Source organism: Actinomadura sp. 9N407 (assembly GCF_044326315.1).
Taxonomy (GTDB): domain Bacteria; phylum Actinomycetota; class Actinomycetes; order Streptosporangiales; family Streptosporangiaceae; genus Spirillospora.
This window is the reverse complement of sequence record NZ_JBIRAW010000001.1, coordinates 208,748-229,433: the sequence shown is the minus strand read 5'-3', so window position 1 is coordinate 229,433 and position 20,686 is coordinate 208,748. Positions and strand designations below refer to the sequence as shown.

The 20,686-nt window shown below is 72.6% G+C and carries 19 protein-coding genes; 4 read left to right on the top strand and 15 right to left on the bottom strand.

Going from position 1 to position 20,686, the window contains the following annotated elements:
- Position 1 precedes the first annotated feature (1 nt).
- Positions 2 to 1,150, top strand: a complete 1,149-nt coding sequence (locus ACH34Q_RS00915) for a CaiB/BaiF CoA transferase family protein (RefSeq protein ID WP_395980727.1) — start codon at positions 2 to 4, stop codon at positions 1,148 to 1,150.
- A gap of 43 nt (positions 1,151 to 1,193) precedes the next feature.
- Here ACH34Q_RS00915 and ACH34Q_RS00910 read toward each other — a convergent pair whose 3' ends face one another.
- The 6 genes from ACH34Q_RS00910 to ACH34Q_RS00885 all read right to left on the bottom strand — a co-directional run bounded on the left by ACH34Q_RS00910 (position 1,194) and on the right by ACH34Q_RS00885 (position 6,645).
- Positions 1,194 to 2,333, bottom strand: a complete 1,140-nt coding sequence (locus tag ACH34Q_RS00910) for an acyl-CoA dehydrogenase family protein (protein ID WP_395980726.1) — start codon at positions 2,331 to 2,333, stop codon at positions 1,194 to 1,196.
- 100 nt (positions 2,334 to 2,433) lie between these two features.
- Positions 2,434 to 3,684 carry an aspartate aminotransferase family protein gene (locus ACH34Q_RS00905; protein ID WP_395980725.1) on the bottom strand — a complete coding sequence of 417 codons (1,251 nt, stop codon included), beginning with the start codon at positions 3,682 to 3,684 and terminating at the stop codon, positions 2,434 to 2,436.
- A gap of 107 nt (positions 3,685 to 3,791) precedes the next feature.
- Positions 3,792 to 4,445 carry a GntR family transcriptional regulator gene (locus ACH34Q_RS00900; RefSeq protein WP_395980724.1) on the bottom strand — a complete coding sequence of 218 codons (654 nt, stop codon included), beginning with the start codon at positions 4,443 to 4,445 and terminating at the stop codon, positions 3,792 to 3,794.
- 14 nt (positions 4,446 to 4,459) lie between these two features.
- A complete protein-coding gene (locus ACH34Q_RS00895; RefSeq protein WP_395980723.1) occupies positions 4,460 to 5,311 on the bottom strand; it encodes a maleate cis-trans isomerase in 852 nt (283 codons plus the stop codon).
- A gap of 76 nt (positions 5,312 to 5,387) precedes the next feature.
- Entirely contained in the window at positions 5,388 to 6,149 is a 762-nt protein-coding gene (locus tag ACH34Q_RS00890; RefSeq protein ID WP_395980722.1) for an Asp/Glu racemase, read from the bottom strand.
- Between the two features lie 13 nt (positions 6,150 to 6,162).
- Positions 6,163 to 6,645 carry a DUF3830 family protein gene (locus ACH34Q_RS00885; protein ID WP_395981066.1) on the bottom strand — a complete coding sequence of 161 codons (483 nt, stop codon included), beginning with the start codon at positions 6,643 to 6,645 and terminating at the stop codon, positions 6,163 to 6,165.
- Between the two features lie 256 nt (positions 6,646 to 6,901).
- On the opposite strand from ACH34Q_RS00885, the gene ACH34Q_RS00880 reads away from it, so the two are divergent.
- Entirely contained in the window at positions 6,902 to 7,885 is a 984-nt protein-coding gene (locus ACH34Q_RS00880) for a D-2-hydroxyacid dehydrogenase (RefSeq protein ID WP_395980721.1), read from the top strand.
- 20 nt (positions 7,886 to 7,905) lie between these two features.
- Positions 7,906 to 9,297 (top strand): amidase, encoded by a 1,392-nt coding sequence (locus ACH34Q_RS00875; protein ID WP_395980720.1) that lies wholly within the window; start codon positions 7,906 to 7,908, stop codon positions 9,295 to 9,297.
- On the opposite strand, the gene ACH34Q_RS00870 is transcribed toward ACH34Q_RS00875, so the two are convergent.
- The 4 genes from ACH34Q_RS00870 to ACH34Q_RS00855 all read right to left on the bottom strand — a co-directional run bounded on the left by ACH34Q_RS00870 (position 9,294) and on the right by ACH34Q_RS00855 (position 14,493).
- Positions 9,294 to 9,944, bottom strand: a complete 651-nt coding sequence (locus tag ACH34Q_RS00870; RefSeq protein ID WP_395980719.1) for a DUF1707 domain-containing protein — start codon at positions 9,942 to 9,944, stop codon at positions 9,294 to 9,296. The genes ACH34Q_RS00875 and ACH34Q_RS00870 overlap by 4 nt on opposite strands.
- A 9-nt stretch (positions 9,945 to 9,953) precedes the next feature.
- The gene (locus ACH34Q_RS00865) at positions 9,954 to 12,254 is read right to left on the bottom strand and encodes an FdhF/YdeP family oxidoreductase (RefSeq protein ID WP_395980718.1); all 2,301 of its coding nucleotides are present in this window, start codon (positions 12,252 to 12,254) and stop codon (positions 9,954 to 9,956) included.
- Positions 12,255 to 12,309: 55 nt separating this feature from the next.
- A complete protein-coding gene (locus ACH34Q_RS00860; protein WP_395980717.1) occupies positions 12,310 to 13,431 on the bottom strand; it encodes a S1C family serine protease in 1,122 nt (373 codons plus the stop codon).
- Between the two features lie 84 nt (positions 13,432 to 13,515).
- A complete protein-coding gene (locus ACH34Q_RS00855) occupies positions 13,516 to 14,493 on the bottom strand; it encodes a phosphotriesterase (protein ID WP_395980716.1) in 978 nt (325 codons plus the stop codon).
- Positions 14,494 to 14,591: 98 nt separating this feature from the next.
- Between ACH34Q_RS00855 and ACH34Q_RS00850 the strand changes: the two genes are divergently transcribed.
- Positions 14,592 to 15,197, top strand: a complete 606-nt coding sequence (locus ACH34Q_RS00850) for a TetR/AcrR family transcriptional regulator (RefSeq protein ID WP_395980715.1) — start codon at positions 14,592 to 14,594, stop codon at positions 15,195 to 15,197.
- Here the strand turns inward: ACH34Q_RS00850 and ACH34Q_RS00845 are convergent.
- From ACH34Q_RS00845 to ACH34Q_RS00825, 5 genes are all read right to left on the bottom strand, one after another.
- Positions 15,194 to 16,099 (bottom strand): LLM class flavin-dependent oxidoreductase, encoded by a 906-nt coding sequence (locus tag ACH34Q_RS00845; RefSeq protein WP_395980714.1) that lies wholly within the window; start codon positions 16,097 to 16,099, stop codon positions 15,194 to 15,196. The genes ACH34Q_RS00850 and ACH34Q_RS00845 overlap by 4 nt on opposite strands.
- 16 nt (positions 16,100 to 16,115) lie before the next feature.
- The gene (locus ACH34Q_RS00840) at positions 16,116 to 17,369 is read right to left on the bottom strand and encodes a multidrug effflux MFS transporter (RefSeq protein ID WP_395980713.1); all 1,254 of its coding nucleotides are present in this window, start codon (positions 17,367 to 17,369) and stop codon (positions 16,116 to 16,118) included.
- A 95-nt stretch (positions 17,370 to 17,464) separates the two neighbouring features.
- Entirely contained in the window at positions 17,465 to 18,076 is a 612-nt protein-coding gene (locus ACH34Q_RS00835; protein ID WP_395980712.1) for a malonic semialdehyde reductase, read from the bottom strand.
- Positions 18,077 to 18,212: 136 nt separating this feature from the next.
- Positions 18,213 to 18,857 carry a PASTA domain-containing protein gene (locus ACH34Q_RS00830; protein WP_395980711.1) on the bottom strand — a complete coding sequence of 215 codons (645 nt, stop codon included), beginning with the start codon at positions 18,855 to 18,857 and terminating at the stop codon, positions 18,213 to 18,215.
- Positions 18,858 to 18,951: 94 nt separating this feature from the next.
- Positions 18,952 to 20,685 carry a hypothetical protein gene (locus ACH34Q_RS00825; RefSeq protein ID WP_395980710.1) on the bottom strand — a complete coding sequence of 578 codons (1,734 nt, stop codon included), beginning with the start codon at positions 20,683 to 20,685 and terminating at the stop codon, positions 18,952 to 18,954.
- Between the last annotated feature and the right edge of the window lies 1 nt (position 20,686).

Sequence of the window (20,686 nt, the reverse complement as noted above, 5' to 3'; positions counted from 1 at the left end):
GATGGGCAAGGGGCCACTGTCCGGGGTACGGGTGATCGAGCTGGCCGGGATCGGGCCGGGGCCGTTCGCCGCGATGCTGCTGGCCGACCTGGGTGCCGACGTGATCCGGGTGGACCGCGCGTCCGCCGCCAGGGAGGGCAGGACCACGGGAGGCGCGGACTTCACCAACCGCGGCAAGCGCTCCATCGCCGTCGACCTCAAGAGCGAGCGCGGCAAGGAGGTCGTCCTCGGGCTGGTGGAGAAGTCGGACATCCTGCTGGAGGGCTTCCGGCCGGGCGTGACCGAGCGGCTTGGCCTGGGGCCGGACGACTGCCTAGCCCGCAACCCCCGGATCGTGTACGGGCGGATGACCGGCTGGGGCCAGCAGGGCACGCTCGCGCAGAGCGCCGGGCACGACGTCGGCTACATCGCCATCACCGGTTCGCTGCACGCCATCGGCCGTGCGGGCGGGCCGCCGCAGATCCCGGCCAACCTGCTGGGCGACTTCGCCGGCGGCAGCATGTACCTGGTGGTCGGCGTGCTGGCGGCGCTGCTGGAGTCCAAGATCAGCGGCAAGGGGCAGGCCGTCGACGCCGCCATCGTGGACGGCACCGCGCACCTGAGCACGTTCATCCACGGCTTCCTGGCCGCCGGGATGTGGAAGGACGAGCGCGGCGTCAACATGCTCGACACCGGCGCCCCCTGGTACGACGTGTACGAGACGGCCGACGGCGCGCACATGGCGGTCGGGGCGATCGAGCCGCAGTTCTACGCCGAGTTCCTGCGGCTGCTCGGCCTCGACGGCGAGGAGGGCCTGCCCGGGCAGCACGACCAGGAGCGCTGGCCCGAGCTGCGCGAGCGGTTCGCCGCCGCGTTCAAGACCCGGAGCCGCGACGAATGGGCCAAGGTCTTCCTGCCGAGCGACGCGTGCGTGGCCCCGGTGCTGTCGCTCAAGGAGGCCTACGAGCATCCGTACAACACCGAGCGCGAGGTCTTCGTCGAGCGCGGCGGCCACCACCAGCCCGCGCCCGCCCCGCGGTTCTCCCGTTCGGTCACCGGGACCGACGGGATCCCCGTCCTGCCGGGCGGCCAGAGCCGCGACGTCCTGACCGACCTCGGCTTCGACGACATCGACACGCTGCTCTCGACGGGCGCCGTCGTGCAGAGCTGACCGCGCACGCGGCTCGGCCTGTGGCCGCCCCGGCCGAGGGCGTCTACAGGCCGAGCCGCTTGGCGATGATCTCGTTCATGATCTCGTTGGTGCCGCCGCCGATGCCGAGGATCCGCGCGTCCCGGTAGTGCCGCTCGACCTCCGACTCGCGCATGTAGCCCATCCCGCCGTGCAGCTGGACGGCCTCGTGCACGACATGCTCGACCGCGTACACGGCGGTGTTCTTGGCGTACGCGGTCTCGGTCAGCACGTCCTCGCCCGCCACGTACCGCTCGGCGACGGTACGGGTGTACGCCCGCGCCACGTCCACCTGGCGTGCCATCTCGGCGATCTTGTGCCGGACGACCTGCCGGGACGCCAGCGGGCGCCCGAACGTCTCGCGCGCCCGGGCCCACTCCAGCGTCAGGTCGAGGCAGCGCTGCGCGGTCGCGTACGCCTGGACGGCCAGCGACAGCCGTTCGGTCACGAAGTTCATCATGATCTGCAGGAAGCCCGAGCCCTCCGCGCCGACCAGGTTGGCGGCGGGCACCCGGACATCGCTGAACGACAGCTCGGCGGTGTCGGAGCAGAGCCAGCCCATCTTGCTCAGCGCCCGCGACACCGCGAAGCCGGGCGTGCCCTTCTCGATCACCAGCAGCGAGAGCCCGCCGGCGCCCGGCTCGCCGGTCCGGACCGCCGTGGTGACGAAGTCGGCCCGCACCCCGGAGGTGATGAACAGCTTGCTGCCGTTGACGATGTAGGAGTCGCCGTCCCGTACCGCCGTGGTCCGCAGCCCGGCCACATCGGATCCCGCCTCCGGCTCGGTGACGCCCAGCGCCCCGATCGCCTCGCCGGAGAGCGTCGGCCGCGCGAACCGTTCGATCAGGTCCTTGTCGCCGGAGGCGATGATGTGGGGCAGCGCGATCCCGTGCGTGAACAGCGAGGCCACCAGCCCGCCGGAGCCGCCCGCCTGGATGAGCTCCTCGGCCACGATCAGCGCGTCGAACACGTCGCCGCCGCTCCCGCCGGCCTCCTCCGGGAACCCCGCGCCCAGCAGTCCCGCCTCCGCCGCCTTGCGGTGCAGCTCGCGCGGCAGCTCCCCGGCGTCCTCCCACTCCGCCATATGCGGAACGATCTCGCGCGTGGTGAAGTCGCGGACCAGCTTGCGCAGGGCGGTGCGTTCTGGAGTGTTCCAAGGGCTCATGGACGCGGAATCTAACAGCACCACCCGGACGGTGGCCGGGCCGGGTCCGTCCCCGCCCTTCCCCAGGTGGAACGGACCCGAGCCCGGCTCGCGTCAGCCGTCAACACGCGCTGGTGACGGCCTCCGACCAGAGGGTGAGGGCCTCGTCGATCTGGGCGCCGTCCACGATCAGCGGCGGGATCATGCGGACGACGTTGCCCGCGGCCCCGCAGGTGAGCAGCAGCAGGCCGAGCTCGGTGGCGGCGCGGTGCGCGCGCTGGGCGGTGCCGGCGTCGGGCTCGCCGTCCGGCGCGGTGAACTCGCTGGCCTGCATCAGGCCGAGCCCGCGGACATCGCCCACCTCGGGATGGTCGGCGGCGACCTTGCGCAGGCCCTCGTGCAGGCGGGCGCCCATCTCGGCCGAGTTCTCCACCAGGCGCTCGTCCTGGATGACGTCCAGGGTGGCGAGGGCGGCGGCGCAGGCGACGGCGTTGCCGCCGTACGTGCCGCCCTGGGAGCCCGGCCAGGCCTGCTCCATGAGGGCGGCCGGGGCGGCGATCGCCGACAGCGGGAAGCCACTGGCCAGGCCCTTGGCCGTGATGACGACGTCGGGCACGATGCCGGCGTGGTCGTGGCCCCAGAACCGCCCCGTACGGCCGAAGCCGGTCTGGACCTCGTCCACGATCAGCAGGATGCCGTGCCGGTCGGCGCGCTCGCGCACGCCCTGCAGGAACGCGTCCGGCGCGGGGATGTAGCCGCCCTCGCCGAGCACCGGCTCGACCAGGAACGCGGCGGTGTCCTGGACGGGGCCGGTCGTCGCCAGCACGTAGTCGAGCTCGCGCAGCGCGAACCGGGTGGCCTCCTCCTCGCTCCACCCGTACCGGTAGGCCTGCGGGAACGGAGCCACCACGGCGCCGGGCATCAGCGGGCCGATCCCGGCGCGGAACTTGGTGCCCGCCGTGGTGAGGGCGGCGGCGCCCATGGTGCGGCCGTGGAAGCCGCCGTGGAACACGACGATGTTGGGCCGCCCGGTGACGTGCCGGGCCAGCCGGACCGACGCCTCCACGGCCTCGCTGCCGCTGTTCATGTAGAACAGCGAGTCGACGCCCTCCGGCAGGACCTCGCCGAGCCGTTCGGTGAGGTCCAGCAGCGGCCGGTGCATCACCGTCGTGTACTGGCCGTGGATCAGCGTGCCGACCTGCCGCTGGGCCGCCTCGACCACCCGGGGATGGCAGTGCCCGGTGCCGGTGACGCCGATCCCTGCGGTGAAGTCGAGATGGCGGCGGCCCGCCTCGTCGTAGAGGTACACGCCCTCGCCGCGTTGCGCCAGGACGGGAGTGGCCTGCTTGAGCGCGGGTGACAGCTGAGCCATGCGACCCTCCGTAGGATTGTTGACAATCTACAGTTATGGCAGCACGCGCACCGGCGCGCTGTCCAGTCCCGCGAGGGCAAATTCGGTGTACGGGCGGGTACGGGGCGCTATCCGAGCCGTTCGATCGAGTCGGTCATGTGCTCCTCGATGAGCACCAGCAGCCGCTCCTCCTCGCCGTCGGAGATGGCGTCGACGAGGCGGCGGTGCTCCTCGACCAGTTCCTCCGGCTCGGGATAGGTGTCCTGCAGGGCGTTCAGGCACATCCGGGTCTCGACCAGCAGCGTCTGCGCCATGCGTTCCAGCCGGGGGCTGCCCGAGGCGCTGACCAGCACCTCGTGGAACGCCTGGTCGGCATCGCTCATCGCGATCCGGTCGCGCTGCCGCGCGGCCTCGACCAGGTGGTCCAGCGCGTCGGTGAGCCGGGCCACGGCCTCGCCGCGGTTGCGTTCCATGACCAGCGTGCAGGCGGCCCGCTCGATGGCGAGCCGGGCCAGGTAGACGTCCTCGACGTCGCCCTGGTCCAGGGTGATCACGAACAGCCCGCGGTGCGGCTCGCTGTGCAGCAGGCCCTCCTGGACGAGGCGCTGCATCGCCTCGCGCAGCGGGCCGCGGCTGATGCCGAGCCGGCCGGCCAGCTCGGCCTCGCCCAGCTGCTCGCCGGGCTCCAGCGAGCCGTACATGATCGCGGAACGGAGCTCGTCGTAGACGATCTCCACGGTGGATTTGCGGGGGACGGGTTCCAGCTCACCCAATCGGCCCATCGAGGGCCCCTCTCTCATAGCGTGCGTAGCCTCGCACCCGGCACCGGTTCGGCGGAGGCGTGCCCGGACGGCACGGGGACGGCGGCGCCGGCGTCCCCCATGAACTCGGTGGCGAACAGTGTGCCCAGTCCTGGACGGGCGCGCAGCGCGCTCGCGGCTCCGTCGCCGCTCGCCGCCGCCAGCCGCAGGCCCTCCCAGACGCTCACCTGGTTGGCGGTGAGAACGGGCTTGCCCAGGCGGGCCTCCAGGTCGTCCAGCCAGGCCACCGTGTGCAGCGCGGTGTCGGGCACCAGGACGGCCTCGGCGCCGGGATGGTCGTTGGCCGCGACGAAGTCCAGGACCTCGTCCCGGCCGAGCGTGCCCACCTCGGCCGCGGTGATGATCCCGCGGGAGGTCAGCGCGACCACCTCGATCCCGGCGTGGCCGAGGAACGCGGCGAAGCGTTCGGCCACGTCGGCCGGGTACGTCGCCGCGACCGCCACCCGGCTCAGACCGAGATGGCGGGCCGCGTTGACGAACGCGAAGGACGTGCTCGACGCGGGCGCCCCGGCGGCCTCCCGTACTCCGGCCACCTGGTCGGCGGCGCCGTCCCAGCCGAAGACGAAGCTGCCGCTCGTGCAGGCCCACACCGCGGCCGTGACCTCCAGCTCCCGCAGCCTGCGGGCGCCGTCGGACAGGACGTCGGCGCCGCCCACGTCGAGAAGGGCGTCCACCCGGTGGGCGTCCTCCCGCATGAGCGTGTGGACCACCGGGAGGCGCACGTCACCGAGGATCCGTTCGATCACCGGATAGTCGTCCTCGGCGCTGTGACCGGGGTACAGGAATCCCACGCTGGCCGCCATCCGGCCCTCCGTTCCGATCCGCATGCGTTGGCAGATTGTCGACAATCCTAACAGTGGCGCCGCCGGCGTCCCCGCGACGGCGGCGCCACCTCAGGCGGACTCAGGCGGCATCGGCCCGGCTGAGCTGCACCAGCCACTGCCCGTCCCCGGCCGCCTGGCAGCCCATCGCCCGCAGCGCGGAGCACATGGTCACCTGGTTAGCGGTCAGCACGGGCTTGCCCAGCATCCTTTCGAGCGGGGCGATGATGTCGTACGTCGGGACGTTGGTGCAGCTGATGAAGACCGCCTCGGCCTCGGGGCAGTCGACCGCGGAGACCGCGTTGACCACCTCGCCGTAGCCGACCTTCCAGATGTGGTTGAGCAGGCCCATCCCGACCGACGACACGACGCCGATGCCGTGCGAGCCGAGGAACGACACCAGCCGGTCGGTGACGCTGTCGATGTAGGGCGTGACCACCGCGACCCGGCTGATGCCGAGCAGGGCGAGCGACTCCACCAGGGCACCGGAGCTGGTCGTGGCCGCCGGAGCGCCCGCCTTCAGCATCGCCTGGCTGAGCTCGCGCTCGCCCTGCGCGCCGTTGATGAAGCTCCCCGACGTGCAGGCGTAGGCGACCGCCAGCGGCTCGGGGGCGAGCACGTCGCGGGTGGCCTGGCGGACGATGGAGTGGTCGGCCAGGGCGGAGGCCATCTCCACCGTGACCGGCACCGGGACGTACGGCAGGCGGGTCATGAACAGCGAGACGTCGTCCGGCGTCCACCGCCACAGTTCCCGGTCGAGCGCGAAGTCGAACGGGGCGACCACCCCGATGCCGTGCTGGGCCGTCAGCTCCGGCCCGACGATCAGCTGAGGGTCGAATGCCATCCCCGGCCGCCGCTCAGTCGCCGTGCCGTCGGTACACCAGGCGCTCGCCGGCGCCGCCCGAGCGCCAGACGTCGTTGCAGGCCTCGGCCATCGGGCCGAGCCCCTCGACGATCGTGGCGTAGACGTTGCCGGGCACCCACCCGACATCCCCGTTGAGCAGCAGATTATTGCGCCCGTAGAAGATCGCCAGGTCGATCACTCCGGGCAGCGCGTCGATGCCCTTCTCCTCCTTGAACCCGCGATCCAGCATCCCGCCGGGGAAGGAGAAGTAGACGACGTCGCCCGGGATGGGGGTCACGGTCGGGTTCTCCAGCCCCACCTCGTGGGCGGCGAACCGCTCGACCATCGTGTAGACCTCGTTGCGCGCGTACTTGGCGTGGTACGCGTCGCCGCCCTGCGGCAGCGACTCCCAGACCGCCTCGCAGGTCCTGGGGGCGTCCTTCTCGAGCAGCTCGGCGACGCAGGAGACGCCGCGGCGCTCCAGCGTGATGGTCATGAGCTTGGGCATGCCGGCCTCCCCGGGCACAGGGGTGGGCGACGCGTCGCTCACCCGTGCGGACTCTGTCGGATTAGAGCGCCTTGGGACCCGCCCTGGCCTGTGGAACGGTTGCGACGGACTTGCAGCACGATCAGCGGGGTCATCTTGAAGCTGGTATGCCCGCGCTGATTGTTGACAATCCTACGAAGGGTTCCTAGCGTGTCAATGCCCCCACGCGTTGCGTCTTCGTTAATTGAGCCTGGAAGCGAGGCACATGGAGTCCGTGCCAGAAGTGGTGGTACTGCAGGGCGGCGACAAGCCGCCGGGCATGGAGCCGATCGAGCGGATCGCCAAGGTGCGCTACGTCCGCGAGCACGAGCTCGCCGGCGCGCTCGCGGGCGCCGACGTGCTGTTCGTGTACGACTTCTGGTCCGAGGCGCTGCCGGGGGCCTGGCCGCGTGAGGGCGGCCCGCCCTGGGTGCACATCGCGAGCGCCGGAGTGGACCGGCTGCTGTTCCCGGCGCTGGTCGAGGGCGAGACGGTCGTCACCAACTCGCGCGGCGTCTTCGACCAGCCCATCGCCGAGTACGTCCTGGGCCTGGTGCTGTGCTTCGCCAAGGACCTGCACACCACGCTGCGCCTCCAGGCCGAGGGCCGCTGGCGGCACCGCGAGACCGAGCGGCTGGCCGGCTCGAGCGCGCTGGTCGTCGGCACCGGCCCGATCGGCCGCGCCATCGCCCGCGCGCTCACGGCCGCCGGCCTGCGGGTGTCCGGAATCGGCCGTACGGCCCGTACCGGCGATCCCGACCTCGGCGAGGTGCTGCCCGACGACCGGCTGCACGAGGCCCTGGCCGCGGCCGACTACGCCGTGCTGGCCGCCCCGCTCACCGACCGCACCCGGGGCATGATCGACGCGGCGGCGCTCGCCGCGATGCGCTCCACCGCCCGGCTGATCAACGTGGGCCGCGGCCAGCTGGTCGTGGAGGACGCCCTGGTCACCGCGCTGCGCGCGGGCACGATCGCGGGCGCCGCCCTGGACGTCTTCGTCGACGAGCCGCTGCCGGAGCCCTCGCCGCTGTGGGACCTGCCGAACGTCATCGTCTCCCCGCACATGTCGGGCGACGTGGTCGGCTGGCGCGACGAGCTGGTCGGGCTGTTCGCCGACAACCTCGGCCGGCGGGTGCGCGGCGAACCGCTGCGCAACGTGGTCGACAAGCGCCTGGGCTACGTGAGCTCCGGCGCGTCCGCCCCATCCTGACCGATCTTCAGGGGGTACAGATGACCGCGATGGCGGACCTCACCGCGACCGAACTGCTCGATGCCTACCGCGCCGGGGAGCTGTCCCCGGTCGAGGTCACCCGGGCCGTCCTGGAACGCATCGAACGGGTCGACCCCGGCCTCAACGCGTTCTGCCTGATCGATCCCGAGTGGTCGCTGGAGGCCGCGCGCGCCTCGGCGGAACGCTGGCGGCGGGGCGAGCCGGCCGGCCTCCTGGACGGCGTGCCCGTCTCCATCAAGGACGTCCTGCTCACCAAGGACCGCCCCACGCTGCGCGGCTCCCGTACGATCAGCCCCGGCCAGGCGTGGCCCGACGACGCGCCCTCGGTCGCCCGCCTGTACGAGCACGGGGCCGTCCCGATCGGCAAGACCACCACGCCCGAGTACGCCTGGAAGGGCGTCACCGACTCGCCGCTCACCGGCGTCACCCGCAACCCGTGGGACCCGTCCCGTACCCCCGGCGGCTCCAGCGGCGGCGCCGCCTCGGCGGTGGCGGCCGGAATGGCGCCGCTGGCGCTCGGCACCGACGGCGGCGGCTCGGTCCGCATCCCCGCCTCGTTCACCGGCGTCTTCGCGCTCAAGCCCACCTACGGCCGGATCCCGCACTTCCCGGCCAGCCCGTTCGGCACGCTCGCCCATGTCGGCCCGATGACCCGGACGGTCGCCGACGCGGCCCTGCTGATGGACGTCGTCTGCGGCTTCGACAGCCGCGACTGGTCGGCGCTGGCACCCCCGCCGGTGCCCTTCGCCGACCCCGCCGGTGACGTCGCCGGGCTCCGCGTCGCGTACAGCCCCACCCTCGGCTTCGCCTCCGTCGACCCCGAGGTCGCCGCGCTCGTCGCGGCCGCCGCCGAGAGGTTCAGCGAGCTGGGCGCCAAGGTGGAGGAGATCGACCCCGGCTTCGCCGACCCGGTCGCCGCCTTCGAGGTGCTGTGGTTCTCCGGCGCCGCCAAGGTCGTCCAGCACCTGCCCGCCGACCGCCGCGCCGAGCTCGACCCGGGCCTGCGCGACATCTGCGAGCAGGGCGCCGCGTTCTCGGCGAGCGACTACCTCGACGCCACCGCCTGCCGGATGGAGCTGGGCCGCGTCATGGGCCGCTTCCACGAGGAGTACGACCTGCTGCTCACCCCGACCATGCCGATCCCCGCCTTCGAGGCCGGCCGCGAATCGCCGGGCGAGGGACGCTGGACGAGCTGGACCCCGTTCACCTACCCGTTCAACATGACCCAGCAGCCCGCCGCCAGCGTCCCGTGCGGCTTCACCGCCGCAGGCCTCCCGGTCGGCCTGCAGATCGTCGGCCCGCGCCACGCGGACGCGGCCGTCCTGAACGCGTCCGCCGCGTACGAGCGAGCCGACCCCTGGCAGACCCGCCGCCCACCCCTGATCAGCTAATCCAGCTCTTTGCGCTGCTCCTTGCGGAGCTTGCGCTGCTCCTTGCGCGCCTTGCGCTTGACGTTCACGCCGCCCCAGAAGGAGAAGCCCGACACCACCACGCGCGGCGAGCCCGGCTCGCCCGGGCCGCTGGCGCGCTGGTCGAAGCCGCCCATGATCCCGATGCCCTTGACGTGGACGGTCATGTCATCGGGGGCGATCACATCGATGCCGCCCATGATGGCGAAGGCGCGGATGCGCACCTCGCCGGTGGCGAAGCGGGCCTCGCGCAGGTCGATCTTGCCGCCGCCCCAGAACGCGAACGCGGTGAACTTCTCGGGTACGGTCCACACGCCCTGCCGCTGGAACTCGGCCATGATCGCCACGCCCGTCTTCCAGCTGGGGGCGTCGGCGCCGCCGGTCGCGGGGGAGAACGACGGGGCGGGCGTGACCGTGCCCGGTACCGGCAGGTCGCGGGTGAGCGGCGCCAGCTCGGCGTACGTCTTGGCCGCGTAGACCGCGCTGAGCCGATCGTCGAGCTCCTCCAGGGTGAGCCGCCCGTCGCCGGCCGCGTCGCGCAGGATGTGCGCCACCTGGTCGCGGTCGGTGTCGGACGCCCGCATCTCCTGCGGCTTGGGGGAGTCCGCCCGATCGGGGAGATTCGTCATGGCCCGAGCCTAATCCCGTACGGCCCCCTCCGACGACGGGCTCGCGGTACTGATCAGCCGGACCACCACGGACTTGGACGTCGGGGTGTTGCTGATGTCGGCGGTGCTGTCGAGCGGCACCAGGACGTTGGTCTCGGGGAAGTAGGCCGCCGCGCAGCCCCGGGCCGTCGGGTAGGACACGACACGGAATCCGGGCGCGCGGCGTTCGACGCCGTCGGACCACTCCGACACCAGGTCGACCATGGCGGCGTCGGCCAGGCCCAGCGCGGCCAGATCGTCGGGGTTGACGAACACGACGCGGCGCCCGGCCTTGATGCCCCGGTAGCGGTCGTCCATCCCGTAGATCGTGGTGTTGTACTGGTCGTGGCTGCGGACGGTCTGCAGCAGCAGCCGCCCCTCGGGGACGCGCAGCACCTCCAGCTCGTTCACCGTCAGGTTGGCCTTGCCGGTGGCGGTCGGGAAGCTGCGGTCGTCGCGGGGCGCGTGCGGCAGCGTGAACCCGCCGGGCTCGCGGACCCGCTCGTTGTAGCGCTCGAACCCGGGCACCACCCGCGACACGTGGTCGCGGATCACGTCGTAGTCACGCTCCATCGCCGCCCAGCCGATGGTGGAGCCGGCCAGCGTCGCGCCGGCCAGCCGGCACACGATCGAGACCTCCGACAGCAGATCCGGCGCGGCGGGCGCGAGCCGTCCGCGGGAGGCGTGCACCATGCCCATCGAGTCCTCGACCGACACGATCTGCGGGCCCGAGGCCTGGACGTCGCGTTCGGTGCGGCCCATCGCCGGCAGGATCAGGGCCTGCTCGCCGGTCACCCCGTGCGAGCGGTTGAGCTTGGTCGACACGTGCGCGGTCAGCCGGCAGCGCCGCATGGCGGCCTCGGTCACCGCCGAGTCGGGGGTGGCGCGGACGAAGTTGCCGCCCATGCCGAGGAACACCTTGGCCGTGCCGTCCCGCATCGCCCGGATGGCGTCGACCGTGTCGAGACCGTGCTCGCGCGGCGGCTCGAACCCGAACTCCTCGCCCAGCGCGTCCAGGAACGCGGCGGCGGGCTTCTCGTAGATCCCCATCGTCCGGTCGCCCTGCACGTTGGAATGCCCCCGTACGGGGCACACGCCCGCGCCGGGACGGCCGATGTTGCCGCGCAGCAGCAGGAAGTTGACGACCTCGCGGATGGTCGGCACCGAGTTGCGGTGCTGGGTGAGTCCCATCGCCCAGCACACCACGATCCGCTCGGCGCCGATCACGTCGGCGAGCGTGCCGTCGATGTCGGCGCGGGACAGGCCGGTCGCCTCCAGCACCGCGTCCCAGTCCAGCTCGCGCAGGTGGGCGGCGAGCGCCTCGTACCCCGCCGTGTGCTCGTCCAGGAACGCGTGGTCGACCGCGTCCTTCTCGATCAGCAGCCGGTTGAGCGCCTGGAACAGGGCCAGGTCGCCGTTCAGCCGGATCTGCAGGAACCGGTCGGCCAGCGACGTGCCGCGCCCGGCGACACCGGCGGGACGCTGCGGGTTCTTGAACCGCATCAGCCCGGCCTCGGGCAGCGGGTTGACGGCCACGATCCTGGCCCCGGCCCGCTTGGCCTCCTCCAGCGCCGACAGCATCCGCGGATGGTTGGTGCCGGGGTTCTGCCCCACCACGAAGATCAGGTCGGCCTGGTGCAGGTCCTCCAGCGACACCGACCCCTTGCCGACGCCGATCGTCTCGGTCAGCGCCGATCCGGACGACTCGTGGCACATGTTGCTGCAGTCGGGCAGGTTGTTGGTCCCGAAGGCCCGCACGAACAGCTGGTACGCGAACGCGGCCTCGTTGCTCGTCCGGCCCGAGGTGTAGAAGAGGGCCTCGTCCGGCGAGTCCAGGCCGTTCAGCTCGGTGGCCAGCAGCCCGAACGCCTCGTCCCAGGACACCGGCTCGTAGTGCCCGGCCCCGGCCCGCTTGATCATCGGCTCGGTCAGCCGCCCCTGCTGCCCCAGCCACATGTCGCCGCGCTCGGCCAGCTCGGCCACGCTGTGCCGCTCGAAGAAGTCCCGGCCGATCCGCCGCGTCGTGGCCTCCTCGGCGACGGCCTTGGCGCCGTTCTCGCAGAACTCGGCGACATGCCGCTTGCCGGGCTCGGGCCACGCGCAGCCGGGGCAGTCGAACCCCTGCTTCTGGTTGACCCGCGCCAGCGTCAGCGCCGTCCGTCCCACGCCCATCTGGTCGTACGCCTGCCGCAGCGCCGCCGTCACACCCGGAACCCCGGCCGCCCACTCCTTGGGCTGGGACACCTGCAGGCCGGTGTCGTCGAAGTCGTCCCGGGGGGCCTTCCGGCTCATGATCCACATCCTCGTACTCGTGCTGGGCCCCTCCAGTCTCCCACTCCCACCAGCACTATTGCGGTGGGCCTTCTGTCAGGTGGATGGGGGTGGTGAAGCGGCGGCCGTCGAGGTCGACCCAGCCGATGCGGACGGTGTCGCCGGGGTGGTAGCGCAGCAGGATGTTCGTCAGGGTGCCGGGGGAGTCGACGTGCTGGTCGTTCAGGGCGATGATGACCGTGCCCTTGCGCAGGCCGGCGGACTCGGCGGCGGTGCCCGGGAGGATCCCGGCGATGAGGGCGCCGCTGGTGGCCGGGGGCGGGGTGCGCCGGCCGGGGGTCCGGGGGCCGACCGAGCGGACCTGGACGCCGAGCATGGCCGTGGGGCCGATGTGGACGGTGTCGGAGGCGCGGCCCTGCTGGATCTGGCGGGCGACGCTCAGGGCGCGGTTGGAGGGGATGGCGTAGCCGCGGTGGGTGCCCTCCATCTTCATCGTGTAGCCGGCGGAGGCGGCGGTGTTCATGCCGATGACCTGGCCCGAGGTGTTCAGCAGGGGGCCGCCGGAGTCGCCGGGACGGATCGGGGCGTCGGTCTCGATCATCGCGGCCAGCCGCTCGGAGCTGCCGTCGCTCTGGTCGGTGGCGGTGACCTGCTGGTCGAGCGCGGTGACCTTGCCGGTGACGACCTTGGGATCGCCGCCCTTGCCGCCCTCGTTGCCGACCGCGGTGACCGGGTCGCCCAGCTGGACCCGGGTGGAGTCGCCGAAGGCGGCGGGCTTGAGGCGGGCGGCGCCGCGCAGCCTGATCACGGCGATGTCGCCGGACTTGTCGTAGCCGAGGACCTCGGCGGTGAAGCGGCGGCCGTTGTCGGTGACGGTGCCCCGGATGGCGGTGGCGCCCTGGATGACGTGGTTGTTGGTCAGGACCAGGCCCGAGGCGTCCAGCAGGATGCCGGTCCCGGCGGCCCTGGTGCTGCGCAGGCCCTGCTCGGTGTCGATGTTGACCACGCCGGGGCGCCGGCCGCTGGGCTTCTCGGTCGAACGGGTGGAGGGCGGGATCACGGTCTCGGGCGCCGACTGCACCTGACCCGACCGGCCGTCCAGCAGCGAACGGCCGGCCAGCACGGCGACCACCGCGATCACGACGGCCAGGATCAGCAGGCAGCCGCCGCACCCGCGGCGCTCCGGGGTCTCGTTCAACCTGTGCCTCCTCCGGCCGTTCCCGTGCCCGGAAACAACGGTTTCGCACTTTTGAACGATCTTCCCCGGTAATCCGCTCCAGAACTACCCGGAGAAATACCGCCGGGGATTCTCCACCAGCATCTGGTCGAGCTGGGCCTCGGTGACGCCCAGCGCGCGCAGGGACGGCAGGACGTCCTCGCTGATGTGGCGGTAGTTCCAGTTGGGGGCCATCCCGCGCAGCGTCTCGGGATCGGGGCCGAACCAGTCCATGAAGCAGCTGGCGTCGTGGCTGAGCACCATCCGGTCGGCGTAGCCCTCCTCGCAGAGGGCGGCGATGGTGCTCACGCGGTCGGCGGTGGAGTTGATGATGTCCAGGCCGAACCGGTCCATGCCGAGGATGGCGCCGGTGTCGGCCAGTTCCTTGAGGTAGTCGCGGTCGTTGCTGTCGCCGGCGTGGCCGATGACGACCTTGCCGAGGTCGACGCCCTCCTTGCCGAGCAGCTCGACCACGGCGCGGCCCGCGTGGATGGAGCTCTCGGTGTGGACCGTGATGGGGGCACCGGTCTCGCGGTGGGTGGCGGCGACGGCGCGCAGCACCCGCTCGACCCCGGGGACGAGCCCGGGCTGGTCGACGGCGCACTTGAGGAACGCGGCGCGCACGCCGGTGCCGGCGATGCCCTCGGTGAGGTCGCGGGTGAAGTCGGCGATCATCGGGTCGGGGCCGCCGAGCAGGGTGCCGGGACCGCGGTGGTGGAACTGGAACGGGACGTCGTTGTAGGTGTAGATCCCCGTGGCGACGATGATGTTGAGGTCGGGGACTTGCTCGGCGATCCGCTCGATCCGCGGGATGTAGCGGCCGAGGCCCCAGACCGTGGGGTCGGCGATGGTGGTGATGCCGCGTTCCACGAGCTGGTGGAGCTTGGCGACCGCGTCGGCGACGCGCTCGTCCTCGTCCCACCAGGCGCCCTCGCCGTAGTTCTGGACATGCTCGGTGGAAAGGACGAACACGTGCTCGTGCATGTAGGTCCGGCCGAGGGCGGCGGTGTCGACCGGGCCTCGGGCGGTTTGGACTGAGGGCATGGGTGGGTCTCCTCTGCGCATACCGACCGGTCGGTTTTCTGGCAAGCTATGACCGTGCCGGGCGGGCGTCAATGGGGTCAGTGGGAGGAGCCGCGATCATGGCGGGAGACGGGCGGTCCGCCGCGGTACGGCGCAGCCCGGTCGAGCGGCGGATCCTGGACGCGGCCGTACGGCTGTTCGCCGAGCGCGGCTTCGCCGGGACACCGGTCCAGGACATCGTGGAGGCCGCCGAGGTCACCAAGGGCGCGCTCTACCACTACTTCGACTCCAAGGACGATCTGCTCTACGAGATCTACCATTCGCTGATCGCGCGGCAGCTGGCCGATCTGGACCGGATCCTGGCGGCCGGCGGGCCGCCGGGGGAGACCGTGGGGGCGATCGTGACCGGCCTGATCCGGAGCACCGCCGACCACATCGACGAGGCCAAGGTCTTCGCCCGGGAGATGTACCGGCTCGACCACGACCGGATGCACGCCGTACGGGCCGACCGGCGCCGCTACCACGTCCGGTTCAGATCGCTGATCGAGCAGGGCCAGCGGGACGGGACGTTCGCGACCGAGGCCTCGGCCGACACGGTCACGATCGTCGCCCTGGGCATGGTCAACCAGATGCCCTACTGGTACCGCGCGGGCGGCCGCAAGACGGCCGGGGAACTGGCCGAGGAGGTCTCGGCCTTCGTCCTCGCCGCCCTGCGCCCCTGCTAGCCCTTTTGGAGGTGCAGGACGGCGTCGCGGACGGCGGCCAGCTCGGTGTCCCAGTCCTCCGGCGGGCCCAGCGGGATCAGCACGAACTTCGACAGCCCGGCCTCCACCAGCCGCTTGAGATGGGCCTCCAGCGCCTCCAGGGGCGGGGCGACGTCGTCCGGTGCGGCCGGTCCGTGCACCCGGCGGGCGGCACCGGTGATCCGCTTCTCCAGTTCGGGGCTCAGCGGCCCGCGCCGGTACGGGACGACCGCGCCGAAGTGCTCCTCCTCGATCTCGCGGCCGGCCTCGGCGGCGGCCGCCTGGATCAGCAGCCGGCCGCGCTCGCCCTCGGCGGGGGTGGTGAACGAGGCGAGCCAGCCGTCGGAGATCCGTCCGGTACGGCGCAGTTCGGCCTCGGAGGCCCCGCCGAGCCACACGTCGAAGCCGCCCTTGGCGGGCCGCGGGGTGATCCGGAGGCCGTCGTAGTCGTAGTGGGCGCCGTGGTGGGTGACCTCGTCCCCGGCCCAGAACCGGCGCAGCAGCGGCAGCGCCTCGTCCAGCATGGCCGCGCGCTCCTCCCGCCGGACGCCGAACGCCTGCTGGTCGCCGGGGTTGCGGACACCGAGCCCGAACGCGGGCAGCAGCCGCCCGCCGGACAGCAGGTCCAGGGAGGCCAGCTCCTGGGCGACCAGCGCGGGCGGCCGGCCCGGCAGGGCCATCACGGCGGTGCCCAGCTTGATCCGGGAGGTGAGCGCCGCGGCGTAGGTGAGCGCGACGACGGGGTCCCCGGCCGGGCCGGTGGGCCGCTCGGAGACCCACAGCGAGTCGAAGCCCTCGCGTTCCAGGCCCTGGACCAGGGCGGTGAAGCCGTCCCGGTCGGGCGGTGCGGCGGCGGGCATGTAGCCGATTCTGACGATCACCATCCGACCGTACGGGGCGTCAGTCCTGTGAAGCAACCCGTCCGGGACGGGCGATGATCGCCACCGCGAGGGCGGCCAGGATAGCCAGCACGGCGATCGCGGCCGCCATCGGCACCGCGGTGTCCGGTCCGGCGAGGCCCGCCAGCGGCGCGGCGGCGCCTCCGAGGCCGAACTGGGCCACCCCAAGGAGGGCGGACGCGCTGCCCGCCACCCGAGGTGCCCGCCCGTTCAGCGCCAGCGCCGTGCTGTTGGGCAGGATCAGCCCCTGTGCCGTTACGCCCAGGAACAGCGCGGGCAGGACGACGGCCGGCCCGGCCCCGGTGAGCACGGCGGCCAGCAGCGCGATCCCGCCCACGGCCGAGATCCCCAGTCCGACGGCCAGCAGCCGTTCCAGCGCGACCCGTCCGGCCAGCCACCCGCCGACCTGCCCGGCTGCCACGATGCCGATCGAGTTCACTCCGAACACCAGGCTGTAGGCCTGGGGGGACATGTCGTAGATGCCCTGGAGGACGAAGGGTGAGCCGGAGATGTAGGTGAACATCCCGGCGAAGGACAGCCCGAGCGCCAGCGCGTACCCGACGAAGATCCGATCGGCCAGCAGCCGGCGGAACGTCGTCAATGTCGCCCGCACGCCGCCGGTCGCGCGCGCCTCCGGCGGCAGCGTCTCGCGCAGCCCGAGCAGCACGGCGAAGAACAGCAGCGTCCCGATCCCGGCGAGCACCGCGAAGACCCCCGGCCACGGGGTCAGCCGCAGCAGCTGGCCGCCCAGTACCGGGGCCAGGATCGGGGCCAGCCCGTTGACCAGCATCAGCGCGGAGAAGAACTTGGCCGCGGCCACGCCGTCATGGCGGTCCCGGACGATGGCGCGCGCGATCACGATCCCGGCCGCGCCGGTCGCGCCCTGCACCAGCCGCAGCGCGATGAGCGTCTCGACGGTCGGCGCCAGCACGCACAGCAGCGAGGCGACCGCGTACGCGGCGATCCCGATCAGCAGCGGCCGCCGGCGGCCGAAGGTGTCGCTCAGCGGGCCGGCGATGGCCTGGCCGAGGGCGAGCCCGATGACGCAGGCCGTCAGCGTGAGCTGGGCCTGCATGGTGCCCGTCGACAGGTCCTTCGACAGCTCGGGCAGAGCGGGCAGGTACATGTCGATCGACAGCGGCGCGACGGCGGTCAGCGCGCCCAGGATGATGATCAGCCGCAGCCGCCCGGCGGGGGCGGGCGCGGCGGGAGTGCTGGGCGGCGCGGGTTCGGCGCGCGTTTCCGCCTGGCTCATCGGGCCTCCGTACGGGCGGGGCGCACCGCCGCGAGCGGGGGAGCGTGCGGCGGTGCGCCAGGGGGGATCGGGGGGTGTGCGGACGCCGCCAGGCGTCAGACCGTGCGGACGGCCTGGTCGTACTCCAGGCGGGGGTTGCGCGGGCGGAAGGAGTCGGGACCGGGCCGGCCGACGTTGACCACGGCGATGACCTCCTGGCCGGTGTCGCCCAGGAACTCCTTCTTGAGGCCCTCGGCGTCGAAGCCGGCCATCGGGCCGGCGGCGAGGCCGGCCGCCCGGATGCCCACGATGAGGTAGCCGAGCTGGATGGTGGCGTTGTGCCGGGCGATGCGCTCGCGTGCGGGGTCGGCCTCCATCGACTCCCGGATGCCCGGCTTGTTCGGGAACATCACCGGCAGGTGCTCGTGGAAGTCGGCGTCGGCGGTCACGATCAGGGCCAGCGGGGCGGTCGCGGTCTTGGCCTTGTTGCCCTCGGCCATATGGGCGACGAGCCGCTCGCGCGCCTGCGCCGAGCGCACCTGGAGGAGCCGCAGCGGCTGCGCGTTGAACGCGGTCGGACCCCACTTGACCAGGTCGTAGACGGCCTGGACCTGCTCTTCGGTGACGGGCTCGCCGGTGAACGAGTCGGCGGTACGGGCCGCGCGGAACAGCAGGTCCCCCGCCGCCTCGTCCAGGATCCGCGCGTGTCCGGTCGCGGGCGTGCCCATCTCGTCACCTCTCTGTCGCGTGCGGGACCCAGGCCTGAGCCCCAACGGATGCAACGAGATGACGGTACGTTATCTGCCGTGTCAGGAAGTGGAGTGCGTCACATGGATCCGCGCCATCTGTACCTGCCGGGAGGCATCAGCCCAGGGTCAGCGTGACGGTGGCGTTCCGGGGCCGGACCGAGCCCGGCGCGGGCTGCTGCGCGGCGACGGCCGTTCCCGAGCCCCGCACCACGACGCGGAACCCGAGCGCGACGGCGGTGCCGCGCGCCCGCTGCTGGTCCAGTCCCACGAAGTAGGGCACGGTGGCCTCGGCTCCCGTCACCGATCCGCCCATTCCGGCCGACACGTACAGCGTGACCGGTGTCCCGCCGTAGACGACGGTTCCGCCCGGCGGGTAGCTGCGGACGATCAGGCCCGCGTTCTGGGACGACGGTACGCGGATGACGCCGCCCAGCGGGATGCGCCGTACCGCGAGCCGGTTGACGGCCGACGCCATGTCGAGCCCCGCGACGGCGGGAACGCCCACCGGCTGAGCCGGGTCGGCAGGGCCGGTGCCGTTCACCGGTCCCGGTGCGTCCGGTGATGCCGTGCCGGGCGGCGAGTACCCGGGCGAGGAGACGCTTCCGCCTCCCGGCACCACGAGCAGGGTGAGGCCCAGGACGGCCGCGGCGGCGACGGTACTGATACCGCCGAGCAGCAGCATGGACCGTACGGATATCTCGGTGTAGCCGCTCCTGGAGCTCTCCTGCTCCTCGGCCACGTGGACGTCCTGCTCGGGCATCCGATGCCCCCGATCGTCAGCGGGGGCCGTACCCCCTCTTGCGCGTTGGGACGCTGCGTCCAGGGGCGGAGTTCGGTATCTGCCCGGAACGGCATCAGAACGGCAGGTTCCAGTACGGGAAGGGATAGCGGTCGGCGGCGGCGACGATCACGCCGGCCACGGTGGCGAGGGTCAGCACCGACAGGCCCGCCAGGACGGCCCAGCGGCCCGCCTGGTAGCCGGCGGGGACGCGGGTGTCGCCACGCCCGCGTACCGGCCAGGGGGCGCGGAGCGAGGCCGTACCGGGAAGGTCGTGGCCGGGGTCGGCGGCGGCCTGCCGCCCGTCGGCGGGCAGCCCCGAGACCCAGCCGAGCAGGTCGGCGACGTCGTCGGGGGCGGTGCCCAGCCCGGAGCCGAAATAGCGGACCTGCCCCGCGGCCTGGTCGAGCGCGCGGACGGTGTTGCCGAGGCCGACATGGTCGAGCCAGTCGCGCAGTGCGGCGTCGTCCTGCGCGGCGGCGCGCCCGATCTCGGTGCCGGCCAGCAGGTCGACCTTGGTGACGACGACCGCGACCCGCTTCTGGCGGCCCCGGTCGGGCCGGGAGCGCAGGCCGTTCAGGACGCGCTGCAGGGTGTCGGCCGGGTCCTCGCCGGACGAGGCCGCGGCCTGGTCGACCGATTCGCGCTCCTCGGCGGTGAGCGCCCGGCGTACCTGGGGCAGCGCGAACGGATCGACGACGAACAGCACCGCCTCGCCGTGGTCCAGGTAGCGCAGCGACTCCACTTCGGTGGCCCCGGTGTAGTGCTCCCCGGCCGGATCGAAGATGTAGAGGATCCTGCGCGCCCGGCCGGGCAGATCCACGTCGACCATGGTGGCCAACGGCAGTTCGGGGCCCGTCTTCGCTGGACGGCCGCCGCGCTGGAACTCCCCGATGGCCCTCGCGTACGCCAGCGCATGGCGCTGCTCCACAAAGGCAAGCCGTCCCTTGAGGGCCTGGGCGCGCGCGTGTAGCGCACGGATGCCGAGCACCATGAACGTCGTCTTGCCGGCCGCCGGGCCGCCCACGAAGGGGAGGGGCTCCACCCGTACGCGCCCGATGCGGTCGGGGAGGCGGCCGTCGCAGTGCGGGCAGTACGCGGCGAGCCGGAACCGTCCAAGGAACACGGTCGTCGGGAGCCGTGCCCCACACCGGCACACGTGGCGGAACGCGCCCCCTTGGCCAGGGGTCAGGCGCGGGTGGAGCGCCCCACACCCGGGGCACTCGTACACGGGAAGCGCGATCTTCTCGTAGCAGAAGGGGTGCGGGCAGGTCTGCAGGATCCGCCCGTACGCCATGAAGAGCCGCTCCACGGCGGCCAGTACGAGCACGCACGCCAGCCATGCCCCGAGGCCGATGGCGGCGACGACCCCGTACAGGACGGTCAGCGCCACCCCGATGACGGCGGCCGGTATCGCGGCGGCCACGATCCCCGCGCACAGGGCCAGCCAGATGGGGAAGGCGAAGAACCCCCACAGGCCCCCGAGCAGTGTGCGGGTCAGCGTGATGATGACGCCGGACGCGGTCTGCCAGACGCGGGGCACCACCGTGCGGGTGATGGTCCACCAGTCCCACCAGACCTGGGCGAGCAGGTAGTGCCGGTAGGCGATCTCAGGCTCGGCCACGGGCGAGGGGCCCTTCAGGGTGGACGGGCCCAAGGTGCGGCAGGCGTGCAGGTAGTACAGGCCGAGCGCGGCGGCGCCCGCCGCGACCAGCGTGACCGGGAACAGGATCGGGAACACCAGCACGAACCCGACCCACATCGCGCCCAGCCACACGGCGGCGAGCAGGAGCAGCACAAGGGGATGCATC